General features: G+C 38.6%; 17 protein-coding genes. 3 read left to right on the top strand and 14 right to left on the bottom strand.

What is annotated here, in order from left to right:
• Window positions 1-311 precede the first annotated feature (311 nt).
• From FAR12_RS16005 to FAR12_RS15985, 5 genes are all read right to left on the bottom strand, one after another.
• On the bottom strand, window positions 312-1,286 hold the full coding sequence (locus FAR12_RS16005) for a DMT family transporter (protein WP_126409814.1): 975 nt from the start codon (window positions 1,284-1,286) through the stop codon (window positions 312-314).
• Between the two features lie 172 nt (window positions 1,287-1,458).
• The gene (locus FAR12_RS16000; protein ID WP_126409813.1) at window positions 1,459-1,968 is read right to left on the bottom strand and encodes an acyl-CoA thioesterase; all 510 of its coding nucleotides are present in this window, start codon (window positions 1,966-1,968) and stop codon (window positions 1,459-1,461) included.
• 56 nt (window positions 1,969-2,024) lie between these two features.
• Entirely contained in the window at window positions 2,025-2,540 is a 516-nt protein-coding gene (locus FAR12_RS15995; protein ID WP_126409812.1) for an RNA polymerase sigma factor, read from the bottom strand.
• A 247-nt stretch (window positions 2,541-2,787) separates the two neighbouring features.
• The gene (locus FAR12_RS15990; RefSeq protein WP_126409811.1) at window positions 2,788-3,300 is read right to left on the bottom strand and encodes a DoxX family protein; all 513 of its coding nucleotides are present in this window, start codon (window positions 3,298-3,300) and stop codon (window positions 2,788-2,790) included.
• Window positions 3,301-3,557: 257 nt separating this feature from the next.
• Window positions 3,558-4,889 carry a polysaccharide biosynthesis protein gene (locus FAR12_RS15985; protein WP_126409810.1) on the bottom strand — a complete coding sequence of 444 codons (1,332 nt, stop codon included), beginning with the start codon at window positions 4,887-4,889 and terminating at the stop codon, window positions 3,558-3,560.
• 165 nt (window positions 4,890-5,054) lie between these two features.
• On the opposite strand from FAR12_RS15985, the gene FAR12_RS15980 reads away from it, so the two are divergent.
• Window positions 5,055-5,330, top strand: a complete 276-nt coding sequence (locus tag FAR12_RS15980; RefSeq protein ID WP_126409809.1) for a hypothetical protein — start codon at window positions 5,055-5,057, stop codon at window positions 5,328-5,330.
• A 45-nt stretch (window positions 5,331-5,375) separates the two neighbouring features.
• Here the strand turns inward: FAR12_RS15980 and FAR12_RS15975 are convergent, their stop codons facing one another.
• From FAR12_RS15975 to rraA, 7 genes are all read right to left on the bottom strand, one after another.
• A complete protein-coding gene (locus tag FAR12_RS15975) occupies window positions 5,376-6,008 on the bottom strand; it encodes a response regulator transcription factor (RefSeq protein WP_126409808.1) in 633 nt (210 codons plus the stop codon).
• Window positions 6,001-7,047: a sensor histidine kinase gene (locus FAR12_RS15970; RefSeq protein WP_126409807.1), complete on the bottom strand. Its 1,047-nt coding sequence runs from the start codon at window positions 7,045-7,047 to the stop codon at window positions 6,001-6,003. The genes FAR12_RS15975 and FAR12_RS15970 overlap by 8 nt, the downstream gene beginning before the upstream one ends.
• Window positions 7,044-7,772, bottom strand: a complete 729-nt coding sequence (gene liaF / locus FAR12_RS15965) for a cell wall-active antibiotics response protein LiaF (protein WP_126409806.1) — start codon at window positions 7,770-7,772, stop codon at window positions 7,044-7,046. The genes FAR12_RS15970 and liaF overlap by 4 nt, the downstream gene beginning before the upstream one ends.
• Before the next feature lie 109 nt (window positions 7,773-7,881).
• Window positions 7,882-8,529, bottom strand: coding sequence for a PspA/IM30 family protein (locus FAR12_RS15960; protein WP_126409805.1), 648 nt, complete (start codon window positions 8,527-8,529; stop codon window positions 7,882-7,884).
• 67 nt (window positions 8,530-8,596) lie between these two features.
• Entirely contained in the window at window positions 8,597-8,938 is a 342-nt protein-coding gene (locus FAR12_RS15955; RefSeq protein WP_126409804.1) for a lmo0954 family membrane protein, read from the bottom strand.
• Between the two features lie 211 nt (window positions 8,939-9,149).
• Window positions 9,150-9,764 (bottom strand): SafA/ExsA family spore coat assembly protein, encoded by a 615-nt coding sequence (gene safA, locus FAR12_RS15950; RefSeq protein WP_126409803.1) that lies wholly within the window; start codon window positions 9,762-9,764, stop codon window positions 9,150-9,152.
• 102 nt (window positions 9,765-9,866) lie between these two features.
• Window positions 9,867-10,349: a ribonuclease E activity regulator RraA gene (gene rraA, locus FAR12_RS15945; protein WP_126409802.1), complete on the bottom strand. Its 483-nt coding sequence runs from the start codon at window positions 10,347-10,349 to the stop codon at window positions 9,867-9,869.
• A 108-nt stretch (window positions 10,350-10,457) separates the two neighbouring features.
• Here rraA and FAR12_RS23505 point away from each other — a divergent pair, with 108 nt between their 5' ends.
• Together FAR12_RS23505 and FAR12_RS15940 are read left to right on the top strand one after the other, a co-directional pair.
• Window positions 10,458-10,598 carry a hypothetical protein gene (locus tag FAR12_RS23505; RefSeq protein ID WP_170209277.1) on the top strand — a complete coding sequence of 47 codons (141 nt, stop codon included), beginning with the start codon at window positions 10,458-10,460 and terminating at the stop codon, window positions 10,596-10,598.
• Window positions 10,599-10,688: 90 nt separating this feature from the next.
• The gene (locus tag FAR12_RS15940; RefSeq protein ID WP_126409817.1) at window positions 10,689-12,218 is read left to right on the top strand and encodes an FAD-dependent oxidoreductase; all 1,530 of its coding nucleotides are present in this window, start codon (window positions 10,689-10,691) and stop codon (window positions 12,216-12,218) included.
• Between the two features lie 39 nt (window positions 12,219-12,257).
• Here FAR12_RS15940 and FAR12_RS24000 read toward each other — a convergent pair whose 3' ends face one another.
• Window positions 12,258-12,386 (bottom strand): hypothetical protein, encoded by a 129-nt coding sequence (locus FAR12_RS24000; RefSeq protein ID WP_281275679.1) that lies wholly within the window; start codon window positions 12,384-12,386, stop codon window positions 12,258-12,260.
• A gap of 59 nt (window positions 12,387-12,445) precedes the next feature.
• On the bottom strand, window positions 12,446-13,588 hold the full coding sequence (locus FAR12_RS15935; RefSeq protein WP_126409801.1) for a DEAD/DEAH box helicase: 1,143 nt from the start codon (window positions 13,586-13,588) through the stop codon (window positions 12,446-12,448).
• Between the last annotated feature and the right edge of the window lie 97 nt (window positions 13,589-13,685).

Below are 13,685 nucleotides of genomic sequence, written 5' to 3'. Positions count from 1 at the left end.
GACAACCTTCATTTCGAAGAAATGGTTCAAACGCTTCTTGAGGGATACTTTCAACTAAATGATGGACATGGAAGGCAATATCATTATTTTGTAATTTTACTTCTAAATCCAAAGGCAAAACGATTTGATTCATGATATAATTTTTAAACATAAGGACCCTTCTTTCGGATGAAATTTGGTGTGGTAACTTTATTTTATCAGATGTGGTCCTTATTTCTATTCTAAAAATAATCAAAGCCGGTGAAATTTTACTTGTCGTAAAATTTCACCGGCTTTTTCATCTTAAAGATGGGGTTTTGTCCCAGCCTCTTTTACATTTGTGTCACCTTTTCTTTACTTATAAGCTTTATGTCTCCATGACTAGCATAGCTGTGCAATACCATCCCCACAATCACGAGCAAAATTCCAGTCCACGAAAGCAATGAAGGAAATGCAATCGATAGGAATATGATTTCTCCCGCCAATGCAAAGAGTACCTCCAACGATTGTGTTGCCTCAACCGACGCTAATTTTTGCATATTGTCCTTCACCATATCCGTTGCCATAAAAAAGAGTGCCGTCGCAATTACACCAGAGCTGATCGCTACAATGATGGATTGTACTGTTTGGTTCATACTTGGAGGTCCCACCGTCATTAATCCATAAATAGATAAAAGGATCCATAAAGGCATACTCGCTAGCGTCATCCCGAGCACACGTTGAAATACATCAAGCCTGCCATTCACAATGCTCATCATTTTCCGATTTCCAAGCGGATAGGCAAACGCTGCAACTACCACAGGGAGGATTCCAAGCCAAAGCTCCCTCAATGACAACTGGTCTGCTTGCTCCCATTGCATAAGCCCGATTCCCACCAATATAATGAGTGAAAACAACAAACCTTTAATTGGGATTTTCCCTCTTATTTGAATCGGTCCCTTTGCTGATTGAACCGTTTCAATAAACAAAGGTGCTAGCAATGAACCTGCGATAATCGTAAACTGCCACGTTCCAGCGACGAGCCAACCTGGAGAATAAACCGTGGCGAAACAAATTGGGGCATAAAATAATCCGAACCCAACAGCACTCCACAAAGCCCACTCTCCTGGATTTTCTTTCATCACTTTGATCAGAGACTTGAGTTTTTTTCTTCTCATCACAATGACCAGCAAAAACGGCATCATAAAAATAAATCGAAGTGAAGCGCTCCAAATCCAGCTGCCCCCTGACATCTCCATTCCTCTATTCAGTACAAAGGTTGTAGCAAAAAAGAATGCTGCACATAACCCAAGTATGATCGGTCGCATATCCTCACCCCTTTATTTAAAATCACGTAAAACCATTATAACAATATATTTAATATTCTAACTACTATTTCGTTCGTTTCGTCAAACTTCACTCAAAATCCCAAATTTCCGAGGAAATAATTGTTCTATTCGACAAAAAAACTGCCCCAAAAGGACAGCTTTCAATTTATTTCTACCATGGAAGACCGGTTCCAAACTTCTTGGACAAATTCTCGGTCTCTTTTCTTCGCTTCTTTCTAACTTCTGCACGTTCTTTCGCAGATTGATAAAGTTCCCTTTCGATTTCTGATTGTGGCACAACCTTTGGAACTTCTGTCGGTTTTCCATTCTCGTCAATCGCCACCATCGTTAAAAAGGATAACGCACAAATATTTCGTTCACCTGTTAACAAATCCTCGGCAATGACACGAACAAAGACTTCCATAGAAGTTCTTCCCGTATACGTCACAAAGGACTCTAAACAGACAGAATTTCCTTCATGTATTGGATGCAAAAAATCAACGGAATCTGTTGAGGCCGTCACGATATTTTTTCGAGAATGTCGCATCGCAGAAATCGCGGCTACATCATCTATGTATTCCATTAGCTTCCCACCAAATAATGTCCCGTAGTTATTTGTATCTGGTGGCAAAACAATGCTTGTCTTCACGACAAATGATTCCTTGCAAAATTTTTCACTCATTGTCTTTCTCCTTTTTCGAATTCATCCTTTCTATATTATATGTATTTAAGTGATTTTTAAAGAGCAACAAGCGCGTCCACTTTCTCTTTTAACTGAAACCGTGCTCTTCTCATTCTAGTTTTTACTGTTGAAATCGGCACATTTTTCGATGAACTTATTTCGATTAATGATTGATCGTAAAAATAATACATTAGCATCGGCTCTCGGTACATGGCTGGTAGCTCGTTGATTGTATCGATCATCTCTTCTTTTGTGCATTTATTAATAACACTTTCCTCAGGAAGTGGAATGGCCGAATCCACATCATAATGATAGACTTTTTCTTCCCAAAACTTTCTAACCGTTTGTTCCTTGCGCCAATAATCTCTACATTTATTGATTGCTATTTTAAAAATCCAGCTTTTTAGCTGTGAGCGTTCTTCAAAAGTCGGGAACGCTAAGTATGCGGAGATTAATACTTCTTGATAGAGATCTTCCGAAAGCTCTTTATTTCGCACCTGTTTATAAATAAATTTTAATAGTATATGTCCGTTTTCACGTATCCAATTTTCAAATAGTTCCTGCTGATTCATGGAATTTCCTCCTAAAAGCTCTTCATTAATAATAGACGCTTTTGGATTCCTAAACCCCTACACTTTACAAAAGTTCTTTTCTCAAACTTTGTTGCATCTGACATTAAAATATGACGAATCAAGCATTTTTTTAATCCACCCACTTAAAATAGCGAGAAAAAACAATCTTTATAAGAAACACCTACATACGCAAAAAAACAAGCAGCAGGATTTTTTACTCCTACTACTTGTTTTTGATTTATATTAGTTAGACTTGAACAGAACTTGCTTCACGATTTTTACCTTTGTTAACAAGTTTGCGAAGGTAAGGTAATACGTAACGGTCTAAACCATATTTACCAGCGTTGTAACCAGCTGCTGCGATGAATACTCCCATGATAATGTCAGTTGGGTTATGAGATACTGTACCAGATAACATGAATGAGAAGTTCATTACCATTGCAAAGAATGCTGCTGCAGTTGTTAAACATCCAAGAATAAGTCCTAAACCGACTAAGAATTCACCAAGTGGAATCATAAAGTTAAATATTCCTGCATTTGGAATAGCGAAGCTTTCTAAGAATGATACCCAACCTGCGTAAACTGGGTGACCATCATGCACTACTGGGTTTGCTACTGCACCTTTTAAGAATCCAGCTGCATCAAATCCACCTGTTAATTTTCCCCAACCAGCAGTCATCCAAGCCCATCCTAGGTAGATACGAACTACTGTTAAAATACCAGCAACGATGTTGTTTTCTCTTAATAATTTTCCAATCATTTTAATCTCTCCCTTTTTATTAGGTATGTTATGATTTCTTATTACACTTAAAGATTAACACGATTAACAGCAAAAAAAAGGTATTTGTGAATCAATTCACAAATCTGCAATAAAGTTATGACGAACTATTGAACGAGACGCTTTTTAGTCACCTTTCACTCTTCATGACATCAAAAAAACCCTTATCACTAAGGGTTTTCATCATTGACAGGATGGTTTGTATAAAGCTTGAACAAAGGTGAGGATTCTCACCCTTTTTAAAAATGATGACTTGCTTCGTTCCTCAACGAGAAATAAGAGACACCAATTTTTTTACAAATCGTCATATAGTGCATCAAAGTTAGGAGTACCGCTCCTGTATTCATACCAATAATCACACCATCCATACGTAAGTCATCCATCGAACCTAGAATATACATTAGCGAGAATGAAATAATTGTTGACCAGATATTGTGTAAAAAGGCATCCTTCAGTAATCCAAGGCCAATTAAATAGGCCTGTAATGGAATGACAAAGAAATGAAGGAGAAAATATGGAATTAAGATTTGTAAATAACCTGTTGCGGTTGGTGAATGCAGAAAGAGATTTGTTAAAGGTTCTGCAAAAAAATAAAAAACTAGCACTATAGGAATGCCATACAAGAACGTAAAGCCCATTACTTGTCTCAAAAGTTCCTGGAGTCGATGCATATCCCGCTCTGCGTAAGCCTTGGACACAGTTGGAATCAATACAATAAGCAAAGAATGCGCGATAAAGGCTGGAAAGAATCCAATTGACATAGCGACACCTGCGATGAGACCAAACTGTTCTGTTGCCACAGTTGCTGACACACCTGAATGAAGGAGAGCCGCTTTTATCAAAAATGGTTGTATCGCATGCGTTAAGGAGTGGAACACTCTGATACTTGTTGTCGGAATCGATACGGAAATAAGATTTTTTCGGACAACTTTTCCACTAATATATTCAGATGGTCGTCTCTTTAATTGTTGGAATTGAATATAGAACATGTGAATCAAGTATAGAAAAATCACAACCTCGCTGCCCACAAAAGTAAAGAAGGCAATCATAATAGACGTCTGTGTATCAAATTCGAAAAGCTGAAACAAGAAAACGAGTAAGCCGAGCTGCACAAACTTCCGCAAAAAATTGGCCAATGCGATTTTCCCCATTTGATTTTTCCCCATAAAAAAACCTCTTGTAATGGAGGAAAAAGAAATAAGCGGAATTAACAACATAACCAGCCACTTAAATAACGGATGATACTCCTGAAACATTGTTAAAAAAGGCATGAGCAATAAAAATAACACCATAAAACCTGCGGTTGTCACAATCGTTAAATGGATTGCCGTTTTTAGCATATGTCTATGATATTTCGAATCTCTTTCAGCAATGAATTTTGAAATTGAGATAGGCAATTCAAAGCTCGCTAGGAGGACAATGAGGAAGACAGTCGGAAGAATTGACATATACAGCCCGAGACCTTGTTCCCCTAACTCTTTTGCGAGAACCATGTTCATGATAAACTCAACACACTCCCCTAAAAAGGAAGCAACTATCAATAATAGTGACCCTTTGACAAAAGTACTCACGCTGCACCTCCTAACCTTCTTACTTACTTCATAAATATATGAGACAAGTTAGGAGAATATTTAAAGTTTTTAGTTTTGCGAACTAGAAATTAGTTTAAGGAACGAGAATAACCATTAATAATAGGAAATTTATGTTAAAATATAAGGTAGAGGAGGAGAGCGTTTATGGAGTTTAGTTTTTGGATGTACATCGTGATTTTTGTATCGCAGTTCATTGGGGGCTCACTAGCACTTGCTACTTTCTCTTCTATTTATATAAAAAATAAAACTAAAGGATATTGGCGCCTCTCCATTATAATATTGGGGATGATTTATACATTAATACTAGGATTTAACGCTTCGCTCATAATCGGAAGTGGTATGATCATAGTTGATTTCATTTTAGCTCTATTAGCCTACTTCATTCTTCAACATAAAGTCCATGAAGCAACATCAAACTAAAGTCAAAGCTCAGATCTTTTGATCTGAGCTTTTTTGTATAGTCTGTCATTCCACCAAAGAATGCTTGAATGCATAAATCACCGCTTGAGTCCTGTCCTGGACATTGAGCTTGCTCAAAATATTGCTGACATGTGTTTTCACGGTTTTTAAAGCAATAAATAATTCGTCAGCAATCTCCTGATTGGTTTTTCCTTCGGCCATTAATAAAAGAATTTCCATCTCACGAGCTGTGAGTTCTTCATGAGGAAGGGCATTATTTCTTTGCCTCATTTTTGTCATCATTTTGCCTGTCACTTCTGGCTCCAGCACTGATTGCCCTTCATATGTAGCTCTTACTGCATTGGCAATTTCACTTGCTTTTGATGTTTTCAGCATATAGCTTGTGGCTCCAGCTTCAAGTGCTGGATACACCTTTTCGTCGTCTAGAAAGCTTGTGACAATGATGATTTTTGCTTCAGGCCATTGCTCGATGATTCTTCTTGTCGCTTCAATTCCGTCCATTTGCTTCATCACTAAATCCATTAAAATAATATCTGGACGCAATTCAAGCGCCATCTCTATTGCGGTTTCTCCATTATCTGCTTCCCCGACTACATCTATGTCAGGTTGAGCCGATAGATAAGAAGAAACTCCAATCCTCACCATTTCATGATCATCTACAAACAATACTCTAATCATTGGCCTCATCCTTTACCTTCAAAATTGGCACTTTCACTTCTAGACGCGTTCCTTTATTTTTAACACTGACAATCTTAAGGGTTCCCCCTATTTCCACAGCCCGTTCATACATATTCTGCATGCCGTATGAACCAGCTTTTGACTCTTCCACATCAAATCCAATCCCATCATCAACGACACGTAAGATAACAAATCCATCTCGATTGATTAACAGTACCTCTAGCTCATTCGCTTTCGAATGCCTTAATGTATTCGAGAGGGATTCCTGAAGGATTCTAAATAGATGGTCCTCCACCCCTTTATCCAACGGAAAGTCTTCCACCTTCCAATTGATCTCCATTGTTACTTTTTGGGACAATTCGATTATTAACTCTTCAATACCTTCTTGTAACGTCTTCCCTTTTAAAGCAACAGGACGTAAATGTAAAAGGAGTGCTCTCATTTCCAGCTGAGATTGGTGAATCATGCTCTCAACCATTTTTAATTGCTTCGTTTCTCGTTCATCTGCAGGAGCCTTTGTTTCATTAATCGCAGACATCAACATGGAGGCGGCAAATAACTGCTGACTCACCGAATCATGGAGCTCTCTTGCAAGTCGGTTCCGTTCCTGCGAAATAATTTCCTGAATTCGATTTTCTTGATCCTCAGCTTTTTCGTTAGCTAATTTTTGTGAAAGCATGGCCTGTTCCGTGATTTGCTTTTGAATTTTTTTAATCCGATCGAAAGCGGACTTAATCTCATCAAATGAGCCTGTTTCATTTATTTGAAAAGTTCTTCCCTCTTCCACATCATGAAGAACCTGATCGATCGATTGGAATTGTTTTTTCCAGTAAAAGCCTGAGAAGACCCCAAATACTAGTCCAACTGCAAGGCTTACACTTGGAACAAACAAAATAAACGGAATATCCATCAAATTTCGTTCCCAAAGGTCTGTTAGTCTAACGGATGGGAATGACATCGTAAAGGATACTACGATTAAAACAAACACAAATAAGGCAACGAGCATTCCCCAGCCGATTTGTCTTTGGATGATATTCATACCCGCTTCACCTCTAAATCGCCTACAAGAAACGAGGTGAAGATTTTGACCTTTTGCTCAGCCTTGTCATAGCCTTCTGTTTCATATTGCACGGATTGATTAAAAATCTTATCTCCACCGTATTGAAACACATTGGCCTTTCCAGCAATCGAAGAGTGATGAACACTTACTTCAATATCATACGGAATTAATACTTGAAGATTTCCGACAAATTTTCGGATAAAGATAACCGTTTCTCCCTTTGGAAGCACTGTATAGCTTAAATCAATAGTAGTATCTCCGATTCCTGACTGAATGTTAATATCCTTCCATTCATATACATGATCAGGCGTTTTTCGGTCCCCAAACAAAGTATTTTCAAAGTTTGGCTTTGTTTCTATGATTTTTTCTTCTAAAATCTCTTCTTTATGAATCGTCGGTTGAATAACTTGTGGTGTTTTTTTCGATTGATAATATTGAATAATAAAGTGTATAAGGATTGCTAATAGCAAAAACTTGAAGGTCATCATTCCAAAAATACATATGACAAAAAAGATAATTCCCAGCCAGAATAGGAGCTTCCCACTTTGTCGAGGCATCTTTTTTCGACCAAAATAAATCATCCCTATAGCCACGAGAAGAGAAAAGATAACACCGTGATTAAAGAACAACACCTCAAGTAGTAGGACAACAATCCCAAATAACACGGCCTTTTTTGTATAATCGCTATTCATTTTAAATTGCATGCTCTTCTCCCCTTCAAGCTTTTCGAGCTATGGATTTATCGCGAAAAAGGCGTAGATTCTACGCCTCTTTATAGGTCAAGTATGCACATACTTGTCTAGCTTTTCAAGACTATTCGTTTAAAAGCTTTTCTTCTTTTTTCATTGATTTTTCAAGTTCAGCAATACGTACATCAATCGTATTTTGATTGTAGGACTGAGTTACCTCTTTTTCTAAACGCTCTAAGTATGAATCGATTTCGACAAACTTAGAGTAGGATTTATCCGAAAAATCATCATTGTTTATTACGCGATTGATACGCTGGTTCGCTCTTGATACATTTTCACGACCCATTAATTCCATTCTACGAAGGTGCATATCTTTTAATTTGTGCTTCATTTCTTCATATCTATTTTCAAGGTTTTGTAGCTCAGCTGTTGCTTCACTTAACATGTTCTTTAAACGAGTTGCACGCTCTTCATAATGACTTGCTTCTTGGAACGCGAACTGGTGTAGTTCCTGCTCTCCAGCTTTTGCAGCGATGTCTGCTTGCGATTTACGTTTTTCCGCTAGGTCTGCTGCTTGCTGATACTCACGTGCAAATTCATCCTTTAAGCGATATTGACGCTCAATCAACTTACGAACCTTTTCTGTTTCCTGTTCACATTCACGTAGATATTGATTAAGTAGCGCAATCGGATTTTTCTTTTCTTTATGATCCAATGCCTCATTTAAGTCTGCTAATACTGTGTTTTTAATACGAGTTAATAGGTTTGTCATGTTCTATCTCTCCTTATTTTTTATTGATGCTGTTTTCCTATTGATTGTTTATTTTCTTGTAAAAATATTATTTATTTAACTCTGACCATTGTTTTTCGAAGTTTTGGAATGGGTCGTTATCATCTCTGATGACTTTTTTTGTTCCGTTCCATTTTTTATAGACGATATACAGGACATACGCAGCTGCAACTCCGATAATGGCAGGTGCATTTGATGCTGCTGTGAGTAATAAGAAGACACCCAAAATACCAAGAGCAATTTTCCCCCCTACAGATTCTGTTTTTAAGAATTGTTTAAAGACAAAGTACAGGATTGTAAGACTTACGATTAACCCCACAATCGGACCAACATTTGCAATTAAAATTGATGCTGCGATAACTCCTAATAAAAGCAACCCGAATTTTTTCATTTTGTTGTTGCCTCCTTTCTTGATTACATCTTACCTAGAATTGAGGCTTTTCATAACGAGCCTGAGCTTTATTTTTAGATCGGTCTTGAGGCTTAGTTGGAGGTCGGACTTGGATTTGTGGGAGAGCAAATGGATAGTAGTTCGGTTTGGTTCACTCAAGCAAAATCTATCCTCAAAAACAGAAAAAATGCCGGAATCATCCGGCATTTCATCATTTTGAAATAAACATTTGTGTCCAATAGTACCGTTTTGAGCCACCTTCTGCATAGCCAACGCCAATTTCGGTGTAGCCAGAGTTTAGAATATTTGCGCGGTGCCCTTCACTATTCATCCAAGCCTGCACCACTTGTGCTGGCGTTGTTTGACCGGCAGCAATATTCTCTCCTGCACTTCGATAGGATAGCCCAAAGCTTTTAATCATCGTAAAAGGAGAGCCATACGTTGGACTCGTATGGGAGAAATAATTCTTATCCCGCATATCTGCTGACTTATAACGTGCGACCCGGGACAGTTCCCAGTTGGCCTTCAAAGGCTTTAAGCCATACTTCGCCCGCTCTTGGTTCGTCAATTGAATTACCTGATTCTCGATTGATTTTGTCGCATCATAATTCGGAATGGTAATCTTTTGACCTGGATAAATTAATGCAGGATTTTTAATTTGCGGGTTCGCTGAGATGATTTCCGATAGGCCAACCTGGTACCACACGGAGATCTTCCACATCGAATCTCCTGAACTAACAGTATGTACCTGTTGAGCATGAGAAATTGTCGGAACTGTCACCAAAGCGAATAGCAATGAAATGCTTAATACAATTTTTTTCAGCATTTATCATTCCTCCTCTGATGATAGAATTCATCAAATAAGGAAAAACATACACTGTTACATAAAAAAAGAGCCAACTCCTGATTGAGCGGCCCTCATCACATTCTATTCGGTTAACTTTTTCGCCGAAATAACCACGCCATCTTCATCCGCATACACGTAATCGCCAGGATTCCATGTCACATCCAGGAAACTTAAAGAGATATTCTTCTCTCCCTTCCCTTCCTTATTGCTTTTCAATGGATTCGTACCTAATGCATAAATGCCTACATCCAATTGGGCTAGTTCAGCTGAATCACGTACACACCCATAAATAATAACACCCGCTAATCCTCGCTCTTGCGCAATCTCTCCTAACCGATCTCCCATTAGTGCACAGCGTTTTGAACCACCGCCATCGACTACTAATACACTGCCTGCTGGGACGGTTTCCAATGCCTTTTTAACCAAGACATTGTCTTCAAATACTTTTACCGTCTCAATCGGTCCAGAAAAACATTTCTTTTTCCCATAGGATTGAAAAGCCGAGCTAACGATCTGTAGCTCATTTGAAAAATCATCACATAAATCTGCCGTTTTCACACTCATCTTCATCCCCCTAACATTCTTTTTCCTACTATTTCTTGAAGACACGCAAGAAATCCTCTTCTTTATCGACAATTCCTTGCATATATGTGTAATGGAAGGAGGGGTTTTATGTTATTATGGGCACTCACCACGATTGGATTTCTCATTAGTCTTTTCATTGTTGGTTGGATTTTTATCCATTTTTTAAGAAAAGCTCTTCCGACAGAAGATTCCACAACCGTGGACAAACTACCGAAGAATCAAGACTAAGACTGCTTTTACAAAGAGCAGTCTTTTTTCATGAATAATTCTCTCCTAATTGGAAAAATTATCTATAATATTATTTTTTCATGGAGGGTTATGATGGCTGGAAATTTCGAAATGCCCACTTTTCCTGAGTCCTATTGGAGAGATTATCAATTACCAATATTTAATAAGCTTACCGAAGATCAAACGTATGACGTCGCCATTGTTGGAGGAGGGATTACGGGAATTACAACCGGCTATCTTTTAGCAAAAGAGGGAGTAAAGGTAGCAATCGTTGAAGCAGGTCGAATTTTAACGGGTACGACCGGTCATACAACTGCGAAAATCACGGCTCAACATAACATCATTTATGATGAGCTCATCAATCATTTTGGCGAGGAAAAGGCTCGACTTTATTATGATGCAAATCATGCCGCTCTTAATTTCATTCGAAAAACCATTCAAACACATAATATTGACTGTGATTATAGTGATCAGGATGCAATTATTTACGCAACGACCGATCAAGGCAAAGATAAGCTTGAAAAGGAAGCAAAAGCGTATCAAAAGCTTGGCATTACAAGCACTACGGTAAACAGCCTCCTTCTTGATATTGATATTCAAAATGGGCTCGTGATGCATAATCAAGGACAGTTTCATCCTTTAAAATACCTACATAAGCTTGTCCAACTATTTGTCGAGGCCGGTGGAACAATTTACGAAAATACAGCAGCCATGGATATTGATGACGGAGAGCATCCACAGGTCATGCTGCGAAATGGGAAAAAGATCAACTGTGACTATATAATCGCTGCCTCTCATTTTCCTTTTTGCGATAAAAAAGGGCTGTACTTTGCTCGTATGTATGTTGAAAGAGCCTATATTCTTGCTGTAAAAACAAAAAAACTATTCCCAGGTGGCATGTATATTAGCGCCGACACACCAACTCGCTCTCTTCGCTTCACCCCTATGAACGGAGAGGAATTGGTGTTAATTAGTGGAGAAGGTCATAAAACTGGTCAAGGAATCGATACACTTAAGCACTACCAAGCGCTCGAGCAGTTTGGTGACCAAGTTCTAGGCATTGAAAAATACTTGTATCGTTGGTCCGCTCAAGATATGTACACATTAGATAAAGTTCCTTATGTCGGCTCCATTCTCGAAAATCAGCCTCGCGTTCTTATTGCGACTGGCTATCGAAAATGGGGAATTACGAATGGCACAGCTGCTGCAATGCTACTGAAGGATACGATTTTAGACAAAGTGAATCCGTATAAAGATCTTTATTCCCCTCATCGATTCCATGCGGATCCAGATATAAAAAAGTTCATCAGTACCAATCTTGATGTTGCGAAAAATTTAATTAAAGGAAAGCTCGAATTTATTCCAAATCATCCTGAGGACTTAGAGGCAGATGAAGGTTCTCCAGTTGTCGTCAATGGCCAGCGTGCTGGAGCTTATCGTGACCAGGACGGAAAGCTTCATATCGTCGATACGACCTGCACTCATTTAGGCTGTGAGGTTGAATGGAATCATGGAGAAAGAACATGGGATTGCCCATGCCACGGTTCACGGTATTCAATTGACGGAGAGGTTATAGATGGTCCTGCGGTTAAACCACTGGCCAAAATTGAATTGGATTGAAAAAACTGACTCAGGCACTTTTGTCCTGAGTCAGTCTTTTTAATCTTCGATTCTTTTTTGATTTCTTTCATCTTTCGGAGTGAATTCCACAAGCTCAGAACTCACCTTTTGTTTTTTCGCATTTTTATTACGTTCTGCATTGGCATTGCCCATTTTCTGACGTCCCAACTACCTCAACTCCTTCTATCGATTTCATTGGTAGTATGAGTTTTCTTTTCGAAAAATATTTATCTTCTCTCCTCAGGACTGACAATATCCCCTTTGAAAAATACTCTACGCTCGACAGGAATATTCAATTCACGGCAGAACTTCTTTAATTCTCGTTCTTCTCGTTCAGTCACAAGAGAAATCACTGTTCCATCTGCTCCAAAACGACCTGTACGACCTGAACGATGTACATATTGCTCAATGTCCTTCGGGAAATCTAAATGGACGACGTGAGTAACTCCTTTAATATCTAAGCCTCTTGCTGCTACATCAGTTGCCAACAGCATATTCACTTTTCCAGTACGGAAATCCTTCAAGGCATTTTTGCGCTTATCTTTGTTTAAATCACTGTGAAGAAGGGCTGTCTCAATCCCATTAAAGGCTAGCTTCTCACCCGCAACCGTTAAATTACCGATATCCTTGATAAAAACAAGAACCTTCGCTTCAGATAATCGGGACACTTTTTCCAACAGCTTGAGCTTTTCTCTTTGCTCAGCAATAAAGTAAATATGCTCGACTTTCCCTGCTTGAATCGTTTCATCCTTCTCAATACGAATGACTTCTGGATCCTTCATCAAGTCCTTCGCTTCTTTTTCAACATACTTGGACAAAGTTGCCGAGAACAGCACAACTTGACGATCAGCTAAAGCCGAACGAATAATATTTTGAACGGTTGGCAGATGCTCATGGGTTAATAGCTGATCCCCTTCATCTAACACGATCGTTTTAACTTCGTGCATTTTAACCTTTTTTTGTTTGATTAATTCAAACAATCTTCCAGGTGTACCAGCGATAATATGAGGGCTCTTCTTTAGCTTCTCGAGCTGTCTTTTCACATTCGCCCCGCCGATAAAAGATGCTGAACGAATGCCACTTCCCTCACTCCATTTTTGTACTTCCTGTAAAATTTGCATGACAAGCTCTTGTGAAGAGGCTAAAATAACCACTTGGATCGCTTTTTTATCAGGATCAATTTTATTCAAAACTGGCAATAAATAAGCAAGTGTTTTCCCCGTTCCTGTAGGTGATTCAGCAAGGACATCCTTCCCATCTAAAATTAATGGAATGGCAGAGGCTTGAACCTGAGTCGGCTGGCCAAATTGTTCTTTTTCCCATACCCCTTGGATAAAGGGCTTCATTTCTGTTTGTACTAATTCACTCATCTTGTACTCCTTTTGCTTTCTATTCTTAAGGCTATATCATAGACTTTTGCACATCTCAATAGTAATTGCTCGTTTCTAAAATCAATCAGAAAGATTA

The sequence above is a fragment of the Bacillus yapensis genome (genome assembly GCF_005280205.1).
GTDB classification, from domain to species: Bacteria; Bacillota; Bacilli; order Bacillales; family Cytobacillaceae; genus Robertmurraya; species Robertmurraya yapensis.
Note: the sequence above shows the minus strand (reverse complement) of the source record. Positions and strands in the feature narration are given on the sequence as shown.

Coding starts and splice junctions, on each gene's coding strand:
- FAR12_RS16005 (WP_126409814.1), bottom strand. CDS start 1,286: ATGCGACCGATCATACTTGGGTTATGTGCAGCATTCTTTTTTGCTACA.
- FAR12_RS16000 (WP_126409813.1), bottom strand. CDS start 1,968: ATGAGTGAAAAATTTTGCAAGGAATCATTTGTCGTGAAGACAAGCATT.
- FAR12_RS15995 (WP_126409812.1), bottom strand. CDS start 2,540: ATGAATCAGCAGGAACTATTTGAAAATTGGATACGTGAAAACGGACAT.
- FAR12_RS15990 (WP_126409811.1), bottom strand. CDS start 3,300: ATGATTGGAAAATTATTAAGAGAAAACAACATCGTTGCTGGTATTTTA.
- FAR12_RS15980 (WP_126409809.1), top strand. CDS start 5,055: ATGGAGTTTAGTTTTTGGATGTACATCGTGATTTTTGTATCGCAGTTC.
- FAR12_RS15975 (WP_126409808.1), bottom strand. CDS start 6,008: ATGATTAGAGTATTGTTTGTAGATGATCATGAAATGGTGAGGATTGGA.
- FAR12_RS15970 (WP_126409807.1), bottom strand. CDS start 7,047: ATGAATATCATCCAAAGACAAATCGGCTGGGGAATGCTCGTTGCCTTA.
- liaF (WP_126409806.1), bottom strand. CDS start 7,772: ATGCAATTTAAAATGAATAGCGATTATACAAAAAAGGCCGTGTTATTT.
- FAR12_RS15960 (WP_126409805.1), bottom strand. CDS start 8,529: ATGACAAACCTATTAACTCGTATTAAAAACACAGTATTAGCAGACTTA.
- FAR12_RS15955 (WP_126409804.1), bottom strand. CDS start 8,938: ATGAAAAAATTCGGGTTGCTTTTATTAGGAGTTATCGCAGCATCAATT.
- safA (WP_126409803.1), bottom strand. CDS start 9,764: ATGCTGAAAAAAATTGTATTAAGCATTTCATTGCTATTCGCTTTGGTG.
- rraA (WP_126409802.1), bottom strand. CDS start 10,349: ATGAGTGTGAAAACGGCAGATTTATGTGATGATTTTTCAAATGAGCTA.
- FAR12_RS23505 (WP_170209277.1), top strand. CDS start 10,458: ATGTTATTATGGGCACTCACCACGATTGGATTTCTCATTAGTCTTTTC.
- FAR12_RS15940 (WP_126409817.1), top strand. CDS start 10,689: ATGATGGCTGGAAATTTCGAAATGCCCACTTTTCCTGAGTCCTATTGG.
- FAR12_RS15935 (WP_126409801.1), bottom strand. CDS start 13,588: ATGAGTGAATTAGTACAAACAGAAATGAAGCCCTTTATCCAAGGGGTA.